Below are 22,253 nucleotides of genomic sequence, written 5' to 3'. Positions count from 1 at the left end.
CCTCATCGCTATCGCTCTTGCGGGGTCTCACATGTCCCGCTAGTCCCGCAGGACATTGAATAAGCTTCCTCGAATTGACACCGCACGAAGAAAATTGGTTTTTATTTTCGAGGAGTCTCGCACCTTCCACTCCAATCAACTAGTGAAAAATCAACATTGAACTTTAACACAGCCTTCCGTATAAGAAAGTTTAAATTGTCAGCAAGGAAGTATTTCGACGCAGCTGCCAATTTCACGAATATAGATAAGGGCAACTACGCCTCTTTCTTCGTCTAAAGGCTCGCCAATCGGTGAGTTTTGTTATATGCACTTAATTCCCAAGCCGATTATGTTCCTGAAGCATACAGCGGTCCATCACAACCTCCACATTGTTTTCCTTCAAATGATCATATGCTTCTTCATTTGAAACACCAAGCTGTGCCCAGAAAACATCAGCGCCTATCTTCACGGTTTCTTCAGCAATCTCGGGCAAGTGTTCAGAACCTCTGAACACATCGACAATATCTACATGCCCTTCAATGTCAGAAAGACTTTTCACGGCTTTTATTCCAAACACTTCATTTTCTCCAGGATTAACAGGGATGATTTCAAACCCCTGTTCTTTCAAGTATCCGCCGACTTCGTTGGATGCCCGGTCAGGCTTCCCTGATAATCCTACAATAGCCACACGCTTTGGCGGGGTTAATATTTCTTTGAGTGTTTCATCACCTGGTATCTGCATTGTTATTAAATTCCCCTTTCCGAATACATCAGTTAGTTACAGTCTTAGGGTTTCCATGAAAAAAAACTTTATAGTTAACAACCAAACATACTGCAGCAAGAATTGCAAGAAGGATGAATCCGAGCGTATAGGTTCCCGTTAAATCCATGACAATCCCCATCAGGATTGGCGGGAAAAAACCGCCAAGTCCGCCCCAGGCGCCGACTATGCCTGTGACTGTACCTGTTTGTGTCGGAAACATCTGCGGAACAAGCTTGAATACGGAACCATTTCCAAGGCCGACCATTATTGCGATGAATAGCGCTGCCGCAGTAAAGATGATGAAATTATTTATCCATAGGGCTATGAAGACAGCTCCAACGGCAATTCCCGCATAGACGAAAATAAGGATTTTTTCAGCACCAATCTTATCTCCGAGAATACCGCCGACCGGGCGAATCAATGTTGACAGGACAACAAATCCAGCCGCTCTTAATCCGGCATCGACAGGCGTGACACTGTACAGGTCAACAAGCAGGGTCGGCAAATAAATACCAAAAGCCACAAACGCACCAAATGTGACAAAGTAAAACAGTGACAGGATCCATGTTGATCCGTATTTTAAGACAGACAGTGCGCCAAGGACTGTCTTTGCGCTGGCTGAAGGCTTCGTTTCAGGAGTGAAGTACCATAATAAAACGGCCATAATAAAGACAGGGACAGTGAGGCTCCAGAACACCCATGGAATTCCGAATGATGCCGCAATCGTCGGTAATGTAAAGCCGGCTACCGCGGTTCCGATATTACCGACAGCGTTAATTCCAAGTGCCGTTCCCTGCTTTTCAGGAGGAGTAAGTTTTGAGACGAAAGCGATTGATATCGCAAATGATGTTCCTGCCATACCGATAAAGAAAGCCCAGAACATGAGCATTCCATAGGAATCAGCGAAGCCGGCCCCGATGAGCGGAATAATGAGGAAGAGCATCAGACCGGTATACATTTTCTTTCCTCCATATTTATCAGTCATGATGCCGAGCGGAATCCTCATGACCGAGCCCAGAAGTACAGGGACAGCAACCAGGATACTTTTCTCCGTAGCGGAAAGGTTATACATTTCCTGCAGGGTACTGGCGATCGGTGAAATGACTGCCCAGGCAGCAAATGCGATAGTCATCGCCAGGGTCGTTATCGGTAACAATGCTTTTTGCTTGTTCATACCATTCAACTCCTCGTTTTTTGTTACTTCTATCATAAAAACAAACAATTGCAATACCTGTGAGCGTTATCACATTTCTTTACTGTTCACAGTTTTGTCGAAAAAAAGATCTGATGGTTCCGCGCGTTTTCATTATTTGTTACTCACATTCCCTTACAGCGGCTGTTCATGCATCAAAACGTTCAGCGTCTAAAATACCTGCATTGTTGATTGATATGTTGCAATAATGTGAACATCTGAAAAATGTGATAAATCTAACATCGCCCCATTGATAATCAACTTACGATGTAGTCATCAAGAATGACCAGGGAGTGAAAAGGAATGAAACAAAAACGTTCACCGCTTTGGAATAGATTGAATTACTTGAAGCCTGTTGAGAAGTTTTCAGGGGAACACAGTGAAATGAACTACAGCGACCGCAGCTGGGAGAACATGTACCGCAGGCGCTGGCAGCATGATAAAGTTGTCCGCTCAACACATGGGGTTAACTGTACGGGATCCTGCAGCTGGAACATTTATGTGAAAGACGGCCTTGTCACATGGGAAGGGCAGCAGCTCGATTATCCGACAACCGGACCTGATATGCCCGAGTTTGAACCGCGCGGATGTCCGCGGGGCGCAAGTTTCTCATGGTATATCTACAGCCCGCTAAGAGTGAAATATCCCTATGTTAGAAAAGTATTAATTGAAATGTGGCGAAACGCCCTTGAGCAATTTGATAATCCGCTTGATGCCTGGAAAAGCATTGTGGAAGATCCCGAAAAAACACGTACTTATAAACATGCCCGCGGGAAAGGCGGCCTTGTGAGAGCAGACTGGGATGAAGTATTAAAGCTTGTTGCATCATCCCTCCTTTACACAACGATTAAATACGGCCCTGACCGTAATATCGGCTTTTCGCCGATTCCGGCCATGTCTATGGTCAGCCACGCTGCCGGTGCACGTTTCATGCAGCTGATGGGCGGTCCGATCCTCAGTTTTTATGACTGGTATGCCGACCTTCCGCCGGCTTCTCCGCAAATCTGGGGTGATCAGACGGATGTTCCGGAATCGAGTGACTGGTTCAACAGCGGCTACATCATTACATGGGGATCAAACGTCCCGATGACACGGACACCGGATGCTCACTTCCTGGCGGAGGCCCGCTATAAAGGAACAAAGGTCGTTTCCATGAGCCCGGATTTCGCGGAGTCAACGAAGTTCGCAGATGACTGGCTGACGGTAAAACCGGGTACAGACGGCGCAATCGCCATGGCCATGGGACATGTCATTTTAAAAGAATTTTATATCAACCGGAAAACGGATTACTTTATCGATTATGCAAAGCAATATACCGATCTGCCATTCCTGGTGACACTTGATGAAGACGGTGAAAACTATCAGGCTGGCCGCTTCTTGAACGCCAATGACCTCGGCATAGAGACAGGCAACGGGGAATGGAAACCGGCACTGCTCGATGATATCACCGGCGGTCCTTCAGTGCCGCAGGGCACGATGGGTTCCAGATGGGAAGACAAGAAAAAATGGAATCTCGAATTGAAGGATGAGGTAACCGGAGCGGATATTAACCCGCGCCTCTCCATGCAGGGAATGGAAGACGAAATCGGCATTGTCAGAATGCCGTATTTCGGGGCAAAGGATAAATCGGTCAAAAACCGGGCCGTACCGATGAAAAAGCTTGTCATTAATGGGGAGTCAAAACATGTGACAACTGTATATGATTTGATGATGGCGAATTACGGAATCGACCGCGGACTTGGCGGTGAAGCGGCTCAAAGCTACGACGACATGGAAGCTTTCACGCCGGCATGGCAGGAGAGCATCACCGGCGTGCCGCGCGAACAGATTATCAATATTGCCGAAGAGTTTGCGCAAAACGCCATCGATACAAATGGCAGATCGATGATCATCGTCGGGGCAGGCATTAACCACTGGTATAATTCCGACACGATTTACCGGGCTGTACTGAACCTTGTGCTGCTTGTCGGGGCCCAGGGTGTGAACGGCGGAGGCTGGGCCCACTATGTCGGACAGGAAAAACTCCGTCCCGCCGAGGGGTGGACGTCCATCGCAACCGCCAAAGACTGGGGAGGTCCGCCGAAGCTGCAAAACGGGACATCATTCTTTTATTTTGCGACAGACCAGTGGCGGTATGAGGAGACACCGGTCAGCGATCTTGTCTCGCCACTTGTCGATAAAGCCAGATATGACCACTATGCAGACTATAACGTCCTGGCGGCCCGAAACGGCTGGCTCCCGTCTTATCCGACATTCGGCAAAAATGGCATCGACCTTTATAAAGAAGCGGCAGAGGCAGGCTGCACGACAGCGGAAGAGTTTGGTGAATACGTTGCCGAACAGCTGAAAAAGAAAGACTTGCGCTTTGCGATTGAGGATCCGGATAATCCAGCCAACTTCCCGAGAAACCTGTTTGTCTGGCGGGCGAATTTGATCTCTAGCTCAGGCAAAGGCCATGAATACTTCCTGAAGCACTTGCTCGGCACAACGAACGGCCTGTTGAATGAAGACCATGACACGCTGCGCCCGACAGAGATCGATTGGCATGACAAAGCGCCGGAGGGCAAGCTTGACCTGCTGATCAACCTTGACTTCCGGATGGCCGGCACGGCTTTATATTCCGATGTGATTTTACCGGCCGCCACATGGTATGAAAAACATGATTTGAGCAGCACCGATATGCATCCATTCGTCCATCCGTTCAATCCGGCGATTTCATCGCCATGGGAGGCGCGGTCTGACTGGGATATTTTCAAATCGGTTGCGAAAGCTGTATCCGAACTTGCGTATGAAATTGACATGGATCCCATCAAGGAAGTTGTCGCAACACCGCTTCTGCATGACACACCGCAGGAAATGGCTCAGCCGCTCGGCGCAGTTGATGACTGGATGAAAGGTGATAAAGATCCGGTGCCGGGTGTAAATATGCCGAACATCCATGTGGTGGAACGCGATTATAAAAATCTATATAAAAAGATGACGTCTCTCGGCCCGAATCTTGCCAGCCAGCCGAACGGCACGAAAGGCATGAAATGGTCGATCGCCAAAGAATATGAGCAGCTGAAAAGCCTGCTCGGCACTGTGCGTGAAGAAGGGATTTCAGAGGGCTGCCCTGATATCAGCACAGCGCTGAACGTGTCAGAAGCCATCCTGACAATGTCATCGACGACAAACGGAAAAGTGGCTGTGAGAGCCTGGGAAGCACTTGAGGACATAACAGGAAGAGAATTGAAGGATCTTGCTGCCGAGCGTGAAGAAGAACGGTTCACGTTCGAGCAGATCACGGCCCAGCCGAAAACGGTCATCTCTTCACCGGCTTTCAGCGGAAATGAAACTGGCGGCCGCCGCTACTCTCCTTTTACAACAAACATTGAAAGGCTGATTCCATGGCGGACGATCACCGGAAGGCAATCATTCTATATCGATCATGAAATGATGAAGGAGTTCGGTGAAATGATGGCAGTCTTCAAGCCGGTGCTTGAGCATACACCGTTCAAGGAGAAACGGCCGGAGTTTGAAGGCAAGGAAATCACCTTGAACTATTTGACACCGCATAACAAATGGTCGGTGCACAGCATGTATTTCGATTCCCAGCACATGCTGACATTGTTCCGCGGCGGTCCGACAGTGTGGATGAACAAAGATGATGCGGCCGAAGCGGACATTTCCGATAATGATTGGATCGAATGTTTCAACCGTAACGGCGTTGTTGTGGCGCGGGCGGTGCTGTCCCACCGGATACCGCGGGGCATGGCGTTCATGCACCACGCCCAGGACCGCCACATAAATGTACCTGGAACAAAATTGACAAACACGCGCGGAGGCACCCATAACAGCCCGACACGCATCCATGTGAAGCCGACCCACATGATTGGCGGTTACGGCCAGCTGAGCTACGGGTTCAACTACTACGGCCCGACCGGCAACCAGCGCGACCTTAATGTTGTCATTCGTAAATTGAAGGAGGTAGAGTGGCTTGAAAGTTAAAGCGCAGATCGGCATGGTCATGAACCTTGATAAATGCATCGGCTGCCACACATGCAGCGTGACATGCAAAAACACCTGGACAAACCGTCCGGGTGCGGAATACATGTATTTCAATAACGTCGAAACGAAGCCCGGAATCGGTTATCCGAAAAGATGGGAAGACCAGGAGCAGTATAAAGGCGGATGGGTTCTGGAGAAAGGGGAGCTCGTCCTCCGTTCCGGTTCCAAAACCCGCAGGCTGCTGAACATTTTCCATAATCCGGACCAGCCGACAATCGATGATTATTATGAACCGTGGGAGTACGACTATGAAACTCTGACAAACAGCCCGCAGAAAAAGCATCAGCCGGTTGCACGCCCGAAATCGGCCATCACCGGTGATTTCATTGAACTTGAATGGGGACCGAACTGGGAAGATGACCTTGCCGGCGGCCACGTGACCGGGCTGCAGGACCCGAATGTCCAGCAAATGGAAAACTCGATCAAAACTGAGTTCGAGGACGTTTTCATGATGTACCTGCCCCGCATTTGCGAACACTGCATCAATGCGCCCTGTGTTTCATCCTGTCCATCAGGGGCGATGTATAAGCGTGAAGAAGACGGCATCGTGCTGGTTGACCAGAATGCATGCCGATCGTGGCGTCATTGTGTCACTTCCTGCCCGTATAAAAAGGTTTATTTCAACTGGAAGACAAACAAAGCCGAAAAATGCACCCTCTGTTTCCCGAGAGTGGAGCAGGGGCAGCCGACAATCTGTTCGGAGACGTGTGTAGGCCGGATCCGTTATATGGGTGTCATGCTGTATGATGCCGACAAAGTGCAAGAAGCGGCATCAGTGGAAGATGAAAAAGAACTGTACCAGGCCCAGCTTGAAGTGCTTCTTGATCCGAATGATCCGGAAGTGGTTAAAGCTGCAAAAGAAGAAGGCATTCCGCTTGATTGGATCGAAGCGGCCCAGCAATCACCTATCTACAAGATGATCAAGGATTGGAAAATCGCACTGCCGCTGCACCCGGAGTACCGGACAATGCCGATGGTATGGTATATTCCGCCGCTTTCCCCGATCATGAATGCAGTGGAGGGAAAAGGCAGCAAAGCCGTTGATGCCGATATTTTCCCGGCAATCGATAACATGAGGATCCCGGTCGAGTATCTTGCTAATTTGCTGACGGCAGGGGATACCGAACATATCCGGATGACTCTCAAGAAAATGGCGGCCATGCGCCTGCACATGCGCGGCAGGCAAACAGGAAAGGAAGCAGATGAGGCCCGCCTTGAAGAACTCGGTCTTACATCGCAGTCTGTTGAAGATATGTACCGGCTGCTTGCAATCGCGAAATACAAGGATCGTTTCGTCATTCCGGCTTCACACAAAGAAGAAGCCCAGAACATGTATGATATGCAGGGAAGCTGCGGCCTTGACTTTGCCGGCGGTCCCGGCACCTGTTCCACAGTATCCTGATTGGAGGGAGCAACAATGGCAAACGAAAACTTTCAATACTTGTTCCGCTGTATCTCCTACCTTTTCGCCTATCCATCCGCGGAGTGGCAGGAAGGACTCGAGGACTGCAGGGAATTTGCCGAATCAGTCCCCCATAAGCAAATTAGCGCACGGTTGAGTGAGTTTGTCGATTATTTGCAAAGCCGCACACTCGATGAGCTGAGGCAGTCTTATGTCAATACAATCGACTTCGGCAAAAAAACGAATCTGTATGTAACTTATATGCAGCATGGGGAACAGCGGGAACGGAGCATGGAGCTTGTCCAGCTGAAACTCAAATATGCCAAAGCGGGGTTTCAGACAACTGACAGGGAACTTCCGGATTACTTGCCGCTTATGCTTGAATTTGCCGGTTTCGCTCCACAGAACCATGCCGTTCCTGTACTTGATCAATATCAGGCTGCGATCGAAGAAATGAGGGAACAGTTCATCAAGCAGGAAAGCGTGTATGCTTTATTGCTGGATGTCGTCCTGCTGGTGATTGAAGAATTTACTTTTGAACATGAAAGAAGGGCTGCCTTATGATGGACCAATTTTTATGGGTGATTTTCCCTTACCTTGCACTTGCCGTATTCATCGGCGGCCACATTTTCAGGTATAACTATGATCAGTTCGGATGGACCGCCAAATCGAGCGAAGTGCTTGAAAAGAAGAAGTTGAGATGGGGGAGTCTCCTTTTTCACTGGGGCATTCTGTTCGTCTTAGCCGGCCACATCATGGGAATTCTCATTCCAGCCGGTGTTTATGAGGCGATTGGGGTAAGCGAATATACTTACCACTATATCGCCATCGCAGGCGGACTTCCTGCCGGTATTGCAGCTGCCCTCGGTCTCGCCATATTTATCTACCGCCGTTATACGGTAAAAAGAGTGAGGCGTACGAGCAGCATCGGTGACTGGGCCGCCCTTTTCTTCCTGGCTGTCGTGATGGGCTCCGGCCTGTCGGCCACGTTCGCCAATATCGATTCACACGGGTTCGATTACCGGACGACGATCGGCCCGTGGTTCAGGGGGCTGTTTGTGCTGAGTCCTGATGCGAGCCTAATGGAAACGGTGCCGCTCTGGTTCAAAATCCATATTACCGCAGCATTCGGGCTGTTTGCGGCCTGGCCATTTACAAGGCTCGTCCACTTTTTCAGCATTCCGCTCCGTTATTTGCGTAGAAGTTATATCGTTTACCGGAAACGTGAACCAATCGGGACAAGTAAAAAGGTATCATGAGCGAACAAAGTGTAAATCACGCGTTCTCTTCCCGCTGATTAGTAATCAGCGGGTTTAGTCAATTCATTAGAGCTGCCGGACGGCCTGCAAACCGCCTATCCTGCTTCCGATTAATGATGAGCTTACCTGCTCAGGTAAACGCTCTCTCTGCATGGAAGTCTTATTAACATGTCAGCGGAAACATAGCTCGATTCCCCTTTCACGGAAAACTGTAACGTTCACTAAGGTGAGCGCGGCCTGTGTTTTCCGGTTCAGGAAATCATACAAGCAGCCAGGAAGGGCCAAACGGAAAAAAACAAAAGCGAATTCACCCATGTCAACACAAAGAAGGCGCCCGGCTTTAATGCAGCCGCGCGCCTTCTTTTGATTGATGTATGAATCCTGTCAGTGGCTTGTAAGTATGCTATCCGGATGTGACAGCGATTTTTCAAGGATTCTGAATCGCTTCCTTGTATGAAAATCCCTGCCGGTCAAAATAAGCGGAAGCCGCACCGTAAACTGGTGAATTTCACTGTTTTCAGTTATGGTGACAGTTGTTTTTCCGTCCTTTTCATCCAATTCGTAGCTCCACTTCCCCTTTATGCCGTAACTGCTGTCTAGTAAATTGATGGTCAGCTTTTTTGATGGTATCTTTCCGATGATTTCAAATTCAGACCATACACCAAATCCACTATACTCGCGCCAGATTGGAAACCCGAGATGATTTTTCCCGATTCGTTCAACCCGCTTCGCGAATCGGCTGCGCTCGGCCATCCGGTCCATATTTATAAGGGTGTTCCAGATGATTTCCGAAGATACGCTGTAGTTTTCTGAGTACTTAATATGAAAATGCGGGGGAATAAAGGAGCCTGTGTATATCACAATCATTACAACAGACACCGCTGCAATCGGGAGAACAAAAATCATATCCTGCCAATCCTCCTTATACTTTCAGTTCGGATCGAATGCAAATAGTACCGCGGAAATTTGCTGAAGTCCAACATAGGAAGCTTCCATATCCTTATTATTACATTTATCGAAAAAACGTATGCAAGGAAGAGGGTAATAATTATAGACAAAAACACTGAAACTTATTTTCCTGATTCCCGTAGAATAGAGTAATGAAAAAAGGGGGGAGTCATTGTGCTTAGTCTTGCAGTTGTTGCATCATTTGGCGCTGTCGCAGGTTTGTTCCTGCTGTTCGGGGCAGGGTTGATCATCTTGAATATTGTTACGAGTATCTGGGCATACCGGGATTCACTCCGGCATGGAAACAGTAAAGAGTATGCAATTGTTGTGCTGGTTGGAACGTTGTTTTTTCCTATTCTCGGATTAATTATTTATTTGATTATCAGGAGGGACTGACCCTTCTTCATTTACTGCCGATGACGCTCAAAAATGAAGGAAGAAGATGGATGGATGCAGGTGTAGTGTCCGATCGTTCACCGTCTGTATCGACTGTAAGTACAGGATCGGTATTAATCTGAAGCTCCCTGGTCTGGAAATAGACAATTTCGTCACTTTCAGCCTTTTCTGCTGATAAACGATGCTGGAACAGATTCCAGAGTGCTTTCATGGAAGCATTTTTGACAATGAGGACATCCAGCTTTCCATCCATGGTGCTGCAGTTTGGAAAAAAGGTGCGCATTCCGCCGGTGTATGGGCCATTTCCTGCAATTGCAAGAATGGCTTCACCGTCAAACTGTCCATCTGGAGAGCTGACTTGAAGGCGGAACGCTTCACCGCTGGCAGCGTTTTGAAGAGCGGAAAGATAGTAGGCAAGCCTGCCGAAAGATGATTTAATTTCAGAATCCACTTCCTGTGAAACAGTTGTGATCAGGCCGATTCCCCAAAAGTTAGAAAAAAACCGATCGTCCGCTTTTCCGATATCGATGTTAAATCGTGCCCCCTCTACTATGGTACGGGCCGCTCCTTCAGGGTCGAAGGGCATATTAAGGGAACGTGCAAAGTCATTACAGGTTCCGCCGGGAAGAATCCCGAAAACCGGTCTGTCTTCTAACTGTGATAAGGCATTGACCAGTTCATAGACTGTGCCGTCTCCGCCTGCACCGATGATGGAATCAAAGCTTTTGTGATATTCGGAAACGAGGGCCGCACCGTCGCCAGGCTTCTTTGTTTCAAAGATTTCAACGTCATCGTATTTTGAAAGAAGCTGTTTTTTTATCTCAGGAATGGCTTCATGCATCTTCCGGTTTCCGGATGCGGGATTTTGGATAATCGCTGCTTTTTTCATGGGCAGGCTCCTTTTGGTTGTCAGTATGTACCTATAATATTTATCCACGTCCATAAAAAGTAAACAAAAGAGTTTTTGGATGCAAAGGAAAAACAGATGTTTAGTAGAATACCATATCAGATTTGGTAAAATAGACTCATTTAATCGACTCAGCAGTTCAACGAGCAGGGAGTGATAAGCGATGAAACTGATGGAAGCAACAGGTCTGGCAAAAACATTCAAGGACGTCAATGCGGTAGCCGGCATCGATTTCTATATTGAGGAGGGGGAAATTTTAGGATTTCTGGGCCCCAACGGCGCAGGGAAATCAACGACAATCAATATGATTACATCCTTATTAAAACCAACAAGCGGAGAGATTCTGCTTCGCGGAGAGGATATCAAAGCCAATCCGCAAAAGCTCCGCACCCTTTTAGGAGTGGTGCCACAGGATATTGCGCTTTATCCGGAACTTACCGGTTTTGAAAATTTAGCGTTTTTCGGAAAAGTTCACGGGCTTAAAGGGGTGGAGCTGAAGGAAAAGATTAAGGCGGTTGCAGAAATCATCGGACTTCATGAAAAGCTGAAATCGAAAGTGGGCACTTATTCAGGGGGAATGAAAAGACGGCTTAACATCGGTGCGGCTCTGCTGCATAATCCAAAGCTGCTTGTAATGGATGAGCCGACTGTAGGCATCGATCCCCAATCGCGTAATCATATTCTGGAAACAGTCAAGCGTCTGAACCGTCAAGGGATGACGATTTTATACACCAGTCACTATATGGAAGAAGTGGAGTTTCTCTGTGACCGCATTTACATAATGGATAAGGGGAGAATGATTGCCGCTGGCACGAAGGAACAGCTGAAAGATGAAGTTTCGGGAAGTGATATCGTCGAACTTGCGATAGAAGAAGATAATGTAAAGTTTATCAATACCCTGAGGGAGATGCAGGAGATGAAAAGCGTCCAAAAAAAAGCGGAAGGCCTTTATGAGCTGGCTGGAGACAAAAACAGCGGCCTCCTGAGACTTATCCTCTCAGCTGCCGAGAAAACCGGGGCCGACTTGATATCTGTCCAGGTGAAAAAACCGACGCTTGAAGATGTTTTCCTTTATATGACGGGGCGGGCGCTAAGAGATTAGGGGGATACACGATGATTGGAAATCTCATTCTGAAAGATATGAAGCGTATCATAAGAGACAAAAAGACGCTGCTGATCATCCTGCTGATGCCGTTTGTCCTGACGGCAATACTTGGTTTTTCAATTGGAAAGTTCATGGATGCGCCTGCGGGGAATATTGATATCAAGCTCGGGGTCGTAATGGAAGCGGATAAAGAAGCAGATATTGAACGATTCCAGCATAAAATAGCCGACAGTTTGCCCGGGGCAATGGTGCTGCTTTCTGATCAGCGATTACCTGAGCAAATGGATCTATATAGCCAGTTCAAAAACGCTGTCCTTGAAAACAGGCAGGTCCGGGAATTTTTGCAATATGAAGAGCTCTCAGCCGAAGAAGCGGAAGCGATGCTGAAGGACGGCGAATTGACAGCGGTCGTAACCTTTCCGGAACATTTTTATTACAAGTCTTTGCTTCAATTTGTAACAGGTGATGGCGAACAAGTGGACATCAGGTTCGAAAAACGTTCTGAGTCAGGGTTCGGCGGGATGATTGCGGAAGATCTTGTAAAACGGTTCACGGATGGCCTGGCAGATGCTGCAGCGGCTAAAAATGCTTATCTTGCGACGGCGGCTGAAATCGATGCGTCGGAAGCGGGCTTTGCTGGGCTGCCGTTTTTCATGGAAGAAGTATTACAATCCAAAACGGTGATCGAGCTGACCGAGGAAAGAGTGCCTGCCAGGGAACCGCTGGATGGATTTCAATATTACGCGGCTGCCATGAGTGTAATGTTTATGCTTTTTACCGCCGGAGCCGTTTCACAGTCTTTCCTGGAAGAGAAGAAGAATTTCACCCTTCAGCGCATGATAGCAGGCGGCGCCGGATTGCACCGGATTGCCGCCGGAACGTTTTTAAGCGGTGCTGTTCTTGCTGCCCTCCAGCTAAGTGTTTTGATCATTGGAACAAAGATTGCTTTTGGAATTGAGTGGGGAGCCTGGGGGCAGGTAGTGATTCTCGTTTTACTCATGTCATTGTCAGTCGGCGGCTTTTCCATGATTCTAGCCGGTTTGAATTTCAAAAATGATAATGGGAAAGCAACAGCTTTTTTCGAAAATGCAGGCATTCAGGTCATGGCGCTGATAGGCGGAAGCTTCATCCCGATCAGCCAGCTCCCTGAAGCAATGGCTATTGCAGGTAAGTGGACACCTAACGGCATGGGCTTGCAGGCTTTTATGAAAACGATGCAGGGCTATCCGTTATCTGACCTTTACATGTATCTGGCCGGGTTTGCAGCTTCTGCCGGCGTACTGTTTCTGGCAGGCTCACTGGTGTTTTATGTTCATGCCAGGAAGGGGGACATGACATGAGAGCGGTTTTATGGGCAAGGCTCATGAATTTCAAACACAATCCGAAAACGTTTTTGCTTATGTTGATTCTTCCGGTTGCCTTCACGGCTGCTTTCGGTTTTGCCAATACGGAATACAGAGTGACTGTGCCGATTGTGGATGAAGATGAAACAGAGCTTTCCAGGAAACTGATATCAGCACTCAGCGAATCGGATGTCTTTACATTTGAAACTATGGAGAAGCAAACAGCAGAGGATGAAGTAACGGCGGGAAATGCAGAAGCTGCATTTATCATCCCGAACGGGTTTCAAGAGGATATACGTTCGGGCAGCAAGGCAAGTATCCGTGTATTGAAGGTGAAAGAAAGCCAGGTTTTTTATTCAGCTCAAAACGAAGTCTTGCAGGAAGCTCGCGAATTGGCTGATGAGCAATATACAGTGTCTCTCATTACAGCCGGGCTTGCTGAAGGCACAGGAGCGGCGGAGGCGACTGTCAGGCAGGCTGCATTAGCGGCATACTCTTATGAAAAACGCAGTACGCCGGCTTTTGCAGTCCATACCGGAACCGTTGAGGAAGAAGGCGGGTTCCTTTATGATCAGCAGCTCCAATCCTCACTCGGCTTCACGCTTTTCTTCGTCATGTTCACCGTTATTTTTTCAGTCGGGGAGCTGGTCGAAGACAGGGAAAAGGGGATTTTCAGCCGGCTTGTCGTCTCACCGGTTACCAGGTGGGAAATATATGCCGGAAATTTCTTTTACAGTTTTTTGATCGGTACCTTTCAGGTGATCCTGCTCGCTGCCTTGTGGAAATATGTGTTCCGATTCGACTGGGGGGACAGCTGGGGATTGATTTTTGCGGTGATGCTTCCGTTCGTGTTCGCTATTACTGCACTCGGTCTTCTGCTTTCCGCGTTTGTGAAAAATATGAAGCAGCTGAGCAGCATCGTTCCTTTGATTGCGGTATCGAGCGCTATGCTGGGGGGCGCTTACTGGCCGATTGAAATCGTGACATCAGATATTTTAATCTGGATCTCTAAGCTGATTCCGCTCTCTTATGCGGTGGAAGGCATGAAAGCGGTAGCCCTTTATCATGAAGGCCTGCAAGGAGTCGTACAGCCAGCACTCATCATGGCCGGCATGGGGGCCGCTATGGCCGGAGCGGGTATTTTCATACTCGAAAAACGATGATCAGGTTCTGCAAATTAAGCAGTAAAAAAGGAAACCGGGTTTTCCGGTTTCCTGATAAAGAACAGTGTTCAGCGGTAAGACTCACCGAGCCGTTTAAAGACGGGTTTTTCATACTTTTTTTGTTTGGGCGGATGAGTTTCATCCTTTTCTTTGTAACCTGTATACCGTTCCAGCAGTTTTTTTGCCTGGTTCAGCGGCATTTGAGCTTTTGGATTACGGTATGACTGGCTTGTCTTGCCCAGGTGTTCAAGTGTTTGGAAGTCTTCCTTTACAGGTGGCATATGAAAGTAATACTCTCCTACAGACACGAGGAGGTCTGATTGCTGCTGGCTGTATTTCGGATTCGGGGAAAAGTGCAGGCCGATCTTCCTGGCTTTTCCTTCTTTCAGCAGCTTTTGAAGCGATTTCTTTTTTAACGAGTAAAGAAATTTGGGGTTGGGCGCTGTCTTGGCGTGGCGGTTAACGGTGTACACAGCTTTTGCAAGGTTATCAGGATTAGCGGGGGGCAGCTCATTCTGCTGTTTTTTGCTGCGGCCTGATTGGTGTGATTGCATGGCGGGAACTCCTTTCAATTATTGGTGTCTGAACTGCCTCTGCGGCAGCAGTAATGCCGCTGCCACAAAGTTTAAAAGCCTGTCGTATTTATTATTATAAAGGAATTTTTCAGTCATTTATACGTCTCAGGTAATTTTTTCAAGCTTTTTCATTATTTTGTGATGGCTTTTGCATCATCGATGATTTCTTCATATGGAACATCCAGCCCATCATAGCTTTTTACAGCGTTTCCTTCCTGGTCAACAAGGTAAAAAGAGGTGCCGTGAATAACCTGGTCAGAACTTGGGTCATTTTGAACCAGGGTTTTGAATGATTTGCGGGCAAGTGTGACAATTTCTTCCTGGTCATAGCCGGTAAGGAAATGCCAGCTGTCGTAATCGGCATCAAATTTGTCACCGAACGCCTTTAATGTTTCAGGTGTATCAACCTCAGGGTCAACACTGAAGGAAACAATTTGCATATCGATGTTTTCTTTCTTCAGTTTTTCCTGTATGCGCGACATGTTCGCTGTCATGGGCGGACATACGGTGTTGCAGTTTGTGAAAACAAAATCGGCCAGCCATGGTTTTCCTTTGAGATCGTCAAGTGACACTTTTTCGCTATTCTGGTTCACATACGAGAAGTCCTGTACTTCATAGCTGAAATCACCGTCAAAATTGCTGCCGCCGCAGGCTGTCAGAGCAAGGAGGAAAAGTGCTGCTGCCAATGCTGCAAAAGTGCGTGTGCGCTGATTCATCATTTGTCTTCCTTTCGTTTCGGAATCAAATCCTGTTTTCCATAATTCTAGCATAATCGACTTAAAGAACGTATCAACTTGATTAGGGGAAACAATGTGAATATTTAATGAAAACGTTGACAGAAAGAAACTCGGAGCGTAAAGTATTATTTAGAAGATTATCTAATTATCTAAATACAAATGGGGTGGGAATATGGATATCAATTGGGGATTAATCGCACCGCTGCTCGTCATACAACTGCTGCTCATGGTACTGGCGCTTGTCGACCTGGCGAAAGCCGAACAGACGAATGGCTCGAAAATTATTTGGGTGTTTGTCATCATATTCATTAACTTGATTGGGCCGGTCATCTATTTCCTGTTTGGAAGGCGGAAAGCGTAATGTCACTCTTGAAAGCCGAAAGACTTGTAAAATCTTTCAATGGACAAAAGGTGCTCGATGATTTGGAGCTGACAATTGAAGAGGGGAGCTGTACGGCCCTGCTGGGCCCAAATGGCGCTGGCAAAACAACAACATTAAACATTTTGACAGGCCTTCTTGAAAAAGACGGCGGCCGGATCACATTCAAAGGACAAGAAGGAGGGGACTTCCGATCTGCCGTAGGTTATCTGCCTCAGTATCCCGCTTTTTACCCGTGGATGACCGGCAAAGAGTTTCTTCAATATGCGGCAGAATTATGCGGCATCCCGAAGCGGGAAGCACAGGAAAAGAGTTCCTATTATCTGGAAATGTTCGGGCTTGCGGATGCAGGGGCTAAAAAAACCGCATCTTATTCGGGCGGGATGAAACAGCGCCTCGGCCTGGCTCAGGCTATTATCCATGATCCTAAATTGCTGATCATGGATGAACCGGTATCATCACTTGATCCGATCGGCCGTTATGAAGTGCTGGATCTCATCCGGAAGCTAAAGAAGAAAACAACGATTTTATTTTCAACCCATATCCTTCATGATGCTGAAGAAGTATCCGACGATGTCTATATCATTGCCGGTGGGAAAAATGTCCTTTCAGGCCCGCTTCATGAATTGAGGCGCTCCCAGCGGGAACCTGTCATTGTAATAGAGTCAGCAGATGACCTGAACGAACTGGTAGCCTCATGGGAAAAGCGGAACTGGGCAGGGGAAACAAATTATCACGAAGGCAAAGCGAGGCTTGTCGTCAGCGATGTATCTGCTGCTCAAAAAGAAATTCTTGAAGACATTGCTGCGACAGGGAAAAGTCTGCAAAAATTCGAAGCAGGGCAGACAACCCTTGAAGATGTCTTCTTAAAGATGGTGACAGGAAAATGAAACAATGGCTCGTACTGTTCAAAAAGGAAACAGTTGAAATGATGCGGAATTACAAATGGGTCTGGATACCGCTTGTATTTGCTGTGTTTGGCTTGATGCAGCCCATTTCGTCATACTATATGCCTGACCTGATGGAAAACTTCGGTGACCTGCCGGAAGGAACGGTCATTGAGATACCGATCCCGCCTCCAGGCGCTGTAATGAACTCCGCCCTCGCCCAGTTCACCCAGATGGGTGTCCTTGTTCTTGTGTTAAGTTCGATGGGAGCGGTTTCGTCGGAGCGGACTGCCGGGACTGCCGGCCTTATACTTGCAAAGCCTGTTTCTAAGACATCGTTTATTACAGCGAAGTGGACGGCTGCCGTACTGGTTGCATGGCTCGCGCTCATCCTCGGTTTTGCGGCAGCATGGTACTATACGGAGTTGCTCATCGGACCGGTTGAAGCTGGTCCGGCAATCTCAAGTTTCTTTGTTTATGGGCTGTTTTTAACTTTTGTCGTGACTGTTACGATTTTTTTAAGCACATTGATGAAAAACAGCCTCGGTATCGCCTTTTTATCCATTGGGGTTGTACTGGCACTGTCGATATTGTCCAGTGTATTGAAATCGCTGCTGTTCTGGTCGCCAGGCACACTTACCGGGCATGCCGGCAGCCTGCTGGAAACAGGTGAAGCAGGGGACCACTTTGTTCTTGCGGTAACGATGAGCATAATTGTCATCGCTTCACTGCTGTTCCTTGCCCCGACTTTATTTAAAAGGCAAAAACGTGTTTGATATGCAGAGTTATTCATGATCAGGTACTGGAAAAAGCAACTGTTGAATTAACAAGTCAAAATAATATAGTAATCGCCTATAAAAACGTATGGATTCACTATCCATGCGTTTTGCTTTTGCTGGCCTTGTTCAGCTGAAGCTAGATTTAATAGAATAAATCTGGATAATAGACTGTTCGAAAAGTTGCATTTTAGAACGAGGAGTTGATTTACGCAGCGGGATCTTGATACCGCATGAAGAAATTGGTTTTTATTTTCGAGGAGTCGAGCCCCTTCCGCTCCAATCAAGTGGCGCATGAAGTGCTATTCCACTTTTATCTTAGATGGTTATTTTATACAAAAATGTCATATTCACAGATATACGAAACAAGACCAAATCACATAATGATTTGGTCTGCTCATTTCCACTCTATTTCTTATCCTTTTACGGCTGCTGTTTGTTTTAGTTTTGAAATCTCTTTCAATTCCCTGGTTGTTAGTTCATAAAGCTGCCTTCCATCCGCGTGTTTATAAATGCCGGCAGAAAGGCAATAGTCAATGTAATGCTGTTTACTGTCCTGCGGTTTCTTGCTTATCTTCATAGCTCGCGATGTTTTGGGCGATCTCTAGAATGCCGGATTCCAGGATTGAAGATGAAAGAGTGTCACGAAGGTCATTGACCGTTTTTTCAGCATCAGGGCCGTCTGCCGTCAGGATAATTGTATCGTTTTCCTGAAGGGATAAAAGAAGTGTAGTAAAATCAATATATTGCTGGGAAGTGCCGGACTGGTTGTAAAAAACTTGAATCCGGCTTTCGGAATTCTGTGCAGTATTTATGAAATCATAAATTTCTGAAGTTGAAACCGGCTTATGGATAACAAATGTTTTTTCTATCATTATGAAGTCCTCCTTGTTGAGTATATATTTTGGCAGGATATTTATGTGTGAAATGCTGGTTTTCTGTGTATGGTTCATTGAATACCCCTGTGATTTTGATGTTAAACTCATGGTGATATTACAATTTGGTTACGGGAGCAGAGGTGTACGGGTATGTTGAACATTTTTGGAACAGGACTTGGCGGGGCGCTTGGTGCAGCTGGCCGATATTACTTCAGTATAATTTTCAATGGAGACGGATTTCCGACAGGTACGCTGCTTGCCAATGTATTCGGGAGTTTTCTGCTCGGAATCCTGATCGGTTATAAATCGAAAAAACATGTGGATAGATGGATATACAACAGTGTAGGTACGGGATTGCTTGGAGGCTTTACTACGATGTCCGCTTTTGCAGGTGAAGCGGTTTCCCTTGGGGGAGAATTCGCCGGCACCGCTGTTCTGTACATTTCAATATCCCTGGCAGCAGGGATATTTTCCGCTTTTTTCGGATACGCTGCCGGGGAGCGGGCAGCCGAACGTAACGTTGGGGAAGCAGAAGGAGGGAGCTGATGAATATACTCGCAGTGATGACAGGGGGCTTTTTCGGAGCGCTGCTCAGGCTTTCAATCGGCGTGTTGCTGAAAAACGTGCAGGAAAAGGCTCCGGTTCCTTTTGCGATGATTGCTGCAAATTGGGCGGGTTCGTTCGGTCTCGGCATATTTATGTCATTATATGATAACAGTCCTGATGGATTTATCTTTCTATCTGTTACAACCGGATTTTTCGGGGCTCTCACAACCTTTTCCACTTTCAGTAATGAAGCTCTGCAGCTTTTTCGCAGCGGAAAATACGGATCTGGTTTTCTTTACATCCTATTATCCGCAGGAGGAAGCATTCTGCTGTTCTGGATAGGCCTGGGTCTATAGCCGCCCCTGGCGCCGGCTTCGTATGTGAGTTTTCTGTGAAAAGATGCTCCGATACCCATTGGAACAAAGGGAATTTTTACTGGCGGCATGTCGGATATCGTCGTTTATGATACAATAATAGATAAAATTGGCTATTTTTGAAAACGATTTCTTAAACAGGGAGAAAGCACATGAGCCGGATAAAAAATGCACTTCAGGAAGATTTCAACAGTTTGCTTAAAAGCGAACGGATCGAGCAATTCATACACCAGACCATTTTTAATGCCGTAAAAGATCTGGTTTTTTTGATGAAGGTCGAAGAAGGACCTCTTTTTCGGTATGTTGAGGTAAATGACAAAGCCCGTGAAGTGGCCGGGCTTCCGGAAACTGCAATAGGCAAGTACATTGATGAGGTGCTGTCTAAGGAGGCGGCCGGGCAGCTGCAGCAAGCCTATGAACATGTTGTCAATAAGAGGGAGCCGTATTCCTATCAGGATTTGCTGAAGATGGAAAACGGAAGAATCTTTTATGGAGAATCCATACTGACGCCTATCTTGGATGCCGACCATGAATGCAGGTATGTCGTATCAGTGACGCGCGATGTGACGCAAAGTGTTTTGGAAAAGCAGCAGCTGAACATCAACAAACAGAGGTACCAATCGCTTTTCGACCATAACATGGACGCGGTTTTCTCGCTCGACCAGGATGGGAATATAACAAGCGCCAATCCCGCTGCCGTTACATTGACCGGCCTCTCTGCCGGTACTCTATTCAATATCCCGTTCAGCAGCCTGCTGTTTGAGAGATGTAAGACCCCGTTTGAATACAGCTTGAGCATAACGATGAAAGAGGCGCGCAACCAGGAAACGAATTCGGAAATGAGAAATCTCGATGGGGCGGTCAAGCAAATTCAATTGAAGACAGCCCCTATCTTCGTCGATGAGCGGGTGACAGGTGTATATGTGATCGCGAAAGATGTAACCGACCAAAACCGTAATAAACGGATGATTGAATACATGGCTTACCACGACAGTCTCACGGGCCTTCCGAACAGGAGTTCACTTTCCCTGCAAATGGAGGCCTCCTTTGCAAAAGCTGACAGGACTAACGGGCAGGCGGCGGTGATGTATCTTGATATTGACCGGTTCAAATACTTAAATGATGCACTCGGGCACAGCTATGGTGATAAACTGCTAGTTGAAGTATCCAAACGCATACAGGCCCTTTCAGATGAAGGTATCTCCGTATTCCGGCAGGGCGGAGATGAATTTATCATTCTGCTTGAACAGACCGACAGAAACAGGGCGAGTTCGCTTGCTGAAGAGATTATAACGTCATTTTATGATCCTTTTATCATAAAAGGGCAGCATTTTTACATTTCGGTGAGTATCGGCATCAGCATGTTTCCACAGGATGGGCGCGATGAAGAAACCATCATAAAAAATGCGGATAATGCGCTGTATCGCGTTAAGGAAAATGGCAAAGGCCATTATCGTTTTTATAATAATACGATGGAGAAAAATAACTCACGCACATTTATGATGGAAACAGAACTTAGACAGGGTCTGGAGAAGGGTGACTTTCACCTCGAATACCAGCCGCAGCTGGATGTCCGTACAGGTACGATCATAGGGGTAGAAGCATTGCTGCGCTGGGAAAGCGGGAAATATGGGAAAGTTCCTCCCGGTGAATTCATCCCGCTTGCGGAAGAAACCGGACTGATCATTCCGATTGGCATGTGGGTGTTTGAAGAAGTATGCCGGCAGTATAGCGAATGGCTCTCTGAGGGTTACAAACCTGTTCGGATTGCTGTGAATCTGTCCGCTAAACAATTCCAGCAGGCCGATCTCGTAAACATTATCGCCGCTTCTTTGCAAAAGTATAATCTTCCGCCGTCTTGCCTGGAAATTGAAATCACTGAAGGGGCGATGCGGAATACCGCAGAGACAATTTCGATTCTTCAGCAGCTGAAGGAACTCGGAGTGGGTATCGCAATTGATGATTTCGGCAAGGGATACTCATCCCTCGGCCATTTGAAACGATTTCCGATTGATGTCCTTAAAATTGACCAATCATTTATTCATGATATTTTACAGGAACAAAAAGATGCGGCAATTACAGAAACAATTATACATATGTCTAAGAGCCTTGGCCTAAGTGTCATCGCTGAAGGTGTGGAACAGGAGGGGCAGAAAGACATGCTGCTTCAGCTCGGGTGTACAAGAGTGCAGGGCTACTTATACAGCAAGCCGGTACTGCCGGGCAATTTGGCCGCATCGTTTTTAATGAAAAAAGAAGCTGTGGGAGAGGGTGAGTGATGTGCCTTCTCCTTTTTTGCTGTTAAGGAAATTATAAAATGTAAGTGTTGTGGATTTAAAGCCAGGAGGGAATCGTCCAGCTCCAGGCGCCGGCGGCTATCGTCATAAACGGTGATCCCCTCCGGTAGGAAAGAGCGGGAACCCCGCTTATGCGTACGCCGCTAAGCGGACGTCTTGCGCATTTGTCCTGAAGTTTTTTTTTAATGATTGTTGGTTTCACCAAAGTGCCGGATAACATATTTTGGATATAGCTGAGTCATACAGCTCCGAGCGATAGCTGCTTTGATCCCCTCTGGGAAGAATAAGCGGCAAGCATAG

22 protein-coding genes are annotated in these 22,253 nt (G+C 47.2%); 14 read left to right on the top strand and 8 right to left on the bottom strand.

Annotated features, from left to right (window positions below; all coding sequences use genetic code 11):
- Nucleotides 1–310: 310 nt before the first annotated feature.
- A complete protein-coding gene (locus tag A4U59_RS06330) occupies nt 311–721 on the bottom strand; it encodes a CoA-binding protein (protein WP_070120331.1) in 411 nt (136 codons plus the stop codon).
- A 28-nt stretch (nt 722–749) separates the two neighbouring features.
- The gene (locus A4U59_RS06325) at nt 750–1,916 is read right to left on the bottom strand and encodes an MFS transporter (protein WP_070120329.1); all 1,167 of its coding nucleotides are present in this window, start codon (nt 1,914–1,916) and stop codon (nt 750–752) included.
- Nucleotides 1,917–2,237: 321 nt separating this feature from the next.
- Between A4U59_RS06325 and A4U59_RS06320 the strand changes: the two genes are divergently transcribed.
- From A4U59_RS06320 to narI, 4 genes are read left to right on the top strand one after another with little or no spacing between them, the layout of a single operon-like run.
- The gene (locus tag A4U59_RS06320) at nt 2,238–5,921 is read left to right on the top strand and encodes a nitrate reductase subunit alpha (RefSeq protein ID WP_070120328.1); all 3,684 of its coding nucleotides are present in this window, start codon (nt 2,238–2,240) and stop codon (nt 5,919–5,921) included.
- The gene (gene narH / locus A4U59_RS06315) at nt 5,911–7,383 is read left to right on the top strand and encodes a nitrate reductase subunit beta (protein WP_070120326.1); all 1,473 of its coding nucleotides are present in this window, start codon (nt 5,911–5,913) and stop codon (nt 7,381–7,383) included. The genes A4U59_RS06320 and narH overlap by 11 nt, the downstream gene beginning before the upstream one ends.
- Before the next feature lie 15 nt (nt 7,384–7,398).
- Complete coding sequence (gene narJ / locus A4U59_RS06310; RefSeq protein WP_070120324.1) at nt 7,399–7,947, top strand: nitrate reductase molybdenum cofactor assembly chaperone; 549 nt, start codon at nt 7,399–7,401, stop codon at nt 7,945–7,947.
- On the top strand, nt 7,944–8,642 hold the full coding sequence (narI, locus tag A4U59_RS06305; protein ID WP_070120323.1) for a respiratory nitrate reductase subunit gamma: 699 nt from the start codon (nt 7,944–7,946) through the stop codon (nt 8,640–8,642). The genes narJ and narI overlap by 4 nt, the downstream gene beginning before the upstream one ends.
- Nucleotides 8,643–9,026: 384 nt before the next feature.
- On the opposite strand, the gene A4U59_RS06300 is transcribed toward narI, so the two are convergent.
- Complete coding sequence (locus A4U59_RS06300) at nt 9,027–9,548, bottom strand: hypothetical protein (RefSeq protein WP_070120321.1); 522 nt, start codon at nt 9,546–9,548, stop codon at nt 9,027–9,029.
- A gap of 261 nt (nt 9,549–9,809) precedes the next feature.
- Here A4U59_RS06300 and A4U59_RS06295 point away from each other — a divergent pair, with 261 nt between their 5' ends.
- Entirely contained in the window at nt 9,810–9,986 is a 177-nt protein-coding gene (locus tag A4U59_RS06295) for a PLDc N-terminal domain-containing protein (RefSeq protein ID WP_245680506.1), read from the top strand.
- A gap of 7 nt (nt 9,987–9,993) precedes the next feature.
- Here the strand turns inward: A4U59_RS06295 and A4U59_RS06290 are convergent, their stop codons facing one another.
- Entirely contained in the window at nt 9,994–10,875 is an 882-nt protein-coding gene (locus A4U59_RS06290) for a diacylglycerol/lipid kinase family protein (protein WP_070120318.1), read from the bottom strand.
- A gap of 187 nt (nt 10,876–11,062) precedes the next feature.
- Between A4U59_RS06290 and A4U59_RS06285 the strand changes: the two genes are divergently transcribed.
- The 3 genes from A4U59_RS06285 to A4U59_RS06275 are packed head-to-tail and all read left to right on the top strand — an operon-like array spanning nt 11,063 to nt 14,504.
- Nucleotides 11,063–11,995: an ABC transporter ATP-binding protein gene (locus A4U59_RS06285; protein ID WP_070120338.1), complete on the top strand. Its 933-nt coding sequence runs from the start codon at nt 11,063–11,065 to the stop codon at nt 11,993–11,995.
- An 11-nt stretch (nt 11,996–12,006) separates the two neighbouring features.
- Complete coding sequence (locus A4U59_RS06280; protein ID WP_070120316.1) at nt 12,007–13,338, top strand: ABC transporter permease; 1,332 nt, start codon at nt 12,007–12,009, stop codon at nt 13,336–13,338.
- Nucleotides 13,335–14,504: an ABC transporter permease gene (locus tag A4U59_RS06275; protein WP_070120314.1), complete on the top strand. Its 1,170-nt coding sequence runs from the start codon at nt 13,335–13,337 to the stop codon at nt 14,502–14,504. Before A4U59_RS06280 ends, A4U59_RS06275 begins: the two co-directional genes overlap by 4 nt.
- Before the next feature lie 68 nt (nt 14,505–14,572).
- On the opposite strand, the gene A4U59_RS06270 is transcribed toward A4U59_RS06275, so the two are convergent.
- Complete coding sequence (locus A4U59_RS06270; RefSeq protein WP_070120313.1) at nt 14,573–15,058, bottom strand: YkyB family protein; 486 nt, start codon at nt 15,056–15,058, stop codon at nt 14,573–14,575.
- A 152-nt stretch (nt 15,059–15,210) separates the two neighbouring features.
- Nucleotides 15,211–15,795 (bottom strand): SCO family protein, encoded by a 585-nt coding sequence (locus tag A4U59_RS06265; protein WP_070120312.1) that lies wholly within the window; start codon nt 15,793–15,795, stop codon nt 15,211–15,213.
- 193 nt (nt 15,796–15,988) lie between these two features.
- Here A4U59_RS06265 and A4U59_RS06260 point away from each other — a divergent pair, with 193 nt between their 5' ends.
- Genes A4U59_RS06260 through A4U59_RS06250 form a run of 3 tightly spaced genes read left to right on the top strand, consistent with a single transcriptional unit; the run spans nt 15,989 to nt 17,858 of the window.
- Complete coding sequence (locus tag A4U59_RS06260; RefSeq protein WP_070120310.1) at nt 15,989–16,177, top strand: PLDc N-terminal domain-containing protein; 189 nt, start codon at nt 15,989–15,991, stop codon at nt 16,175–16,177.
- Nucleotides 16,177–17,085: an ABC transporter ATP-binding protein gene (locus tag A4U59_RS06255; RefSeq protein WP_070120308.1), complete on the top strand. Its 909-nt coding sequence runs from the start codon at nt 16,177–16,179 to the stop codon at nt 17,083–17,085. The genes A4U59_RS06260 and A4U59_RS06255 overlap by 1 nt, the downstream gene beginning before the upstream one ends.
- Nucleotides 17,082–17,858 (top strand): ABC transporter permease, encoded by a 777-nt coding sequence (locus A4U59_RS06250; RefSeq protein WP_070120306.1) that lies wholly within the window; start codon nt 17,082–17,084, stop codon nt 17,856–17,858. The genes A4U59_RS06255 and A4U59_RS06250 overlap by 4 nt, the downstream gene beginning before the upstream one ends.
- Nucleotides 17,859–18,273: 415 nt before the next feature.
- On the opposite strand, the gene A4U59_RS22550 is transcribed toward A4U59_RS06250, so the two are convergent.
- Both A4U59_RS22550 and A4U59_RS06245 read right to left on the bottom strand, forming a co-directional pair.
- Complete coding sequence (locus A4U59_RS22550) at nt 18,274–18,438, bottom strand: Fur-regulated basic protein FbpA (RefSeq protein ID WP_083270690.1); 165 nt, start codon at nt 18,436–18,438, stop codon at nt 18,274–18,276.
- The gene (locus tag A4U59_RS06245; RefSeq protein ID WP_070120305.1) at nt 18,407–18,733 is read right to left on the bottom strand and encodes an HPr family phosphocarrier protein; all 327 of its coding nucleotides are present in this window, start codon (nt 18,731–18,733) and stop codon (nt 18,407–18,409) included. Before A4U59_RS06245 ends, A4U59_RS22550 begins: the two co-directional genes overlap by 32 nt.
- Nucleotides 18,734–18,886: 153 nt before the next feature.
- On the opposite strand from A4U59_RS06245, the gene A4U59_RS06240 reads away from it, so the two are divergent.
- The 3 genes from A4U59_RS06240 to A4U59_RS06230 all read left to right on the top strand — a co-directional run bounded on the left by A4U59_RS06240 (nt 18,887) and on the right by A4U59_RS06230 (nt 21,935).
- Complete coding sequence (locus tag A4U59_RS06240; RefSeq protein ID WP_070120303.1) at nt 18,887–19,282, top strand: fluoride efflux transporter FluC; 396 nt, start codon at nt 18,887–18,889, stop codon at nt 19,280–19,282.
- Nucleotides 19,282–19,638 (top strand): fluoride efflux transporter CrcB, encoded by a 357-nt coding sequence (gene crcB, locus A4U59_RS06235; protein ID WP_070120301.1) that lies wholly within the window; start codon nt 19,282–19,284, stop codon nt 19,636–19,638. Before A4U59_RS06240 ends, crcB begins: the two co-directional genes overlap by 1 nt.
- 170 nt (nt 19,639–19,808) lie before the next feature.
- Nucleotides 19,809–21,935: a sensor domain-containing protein gene (locus A4U59_RS06230; protein WP_083270689.1), complete on the top strand. Its 2,127-nt coding sequence runs from the start codon at nt 19,809–19,811 to the stop codon at nt 21,933–21,935.
- Nucleotides 21,936–22,253: the final 318 nt, after the last annotated feature.

The sequence above is a fragment of the Bacillus marinisedimentorum genome, assembly GCF_001644195.2.
GTDB classification, from domain to species: Bacteria; Bacillota; Bacilli; order Bacillales; family Bacillaceae_O; genus Bacillus_BL; species Bacillus_BL marinisedimentorum.
The sequence above is the reverse complement of the archived record's forward strand: the minus strand, read 5'-3'. Positions and strand labels throughout refer to the sequence as shown.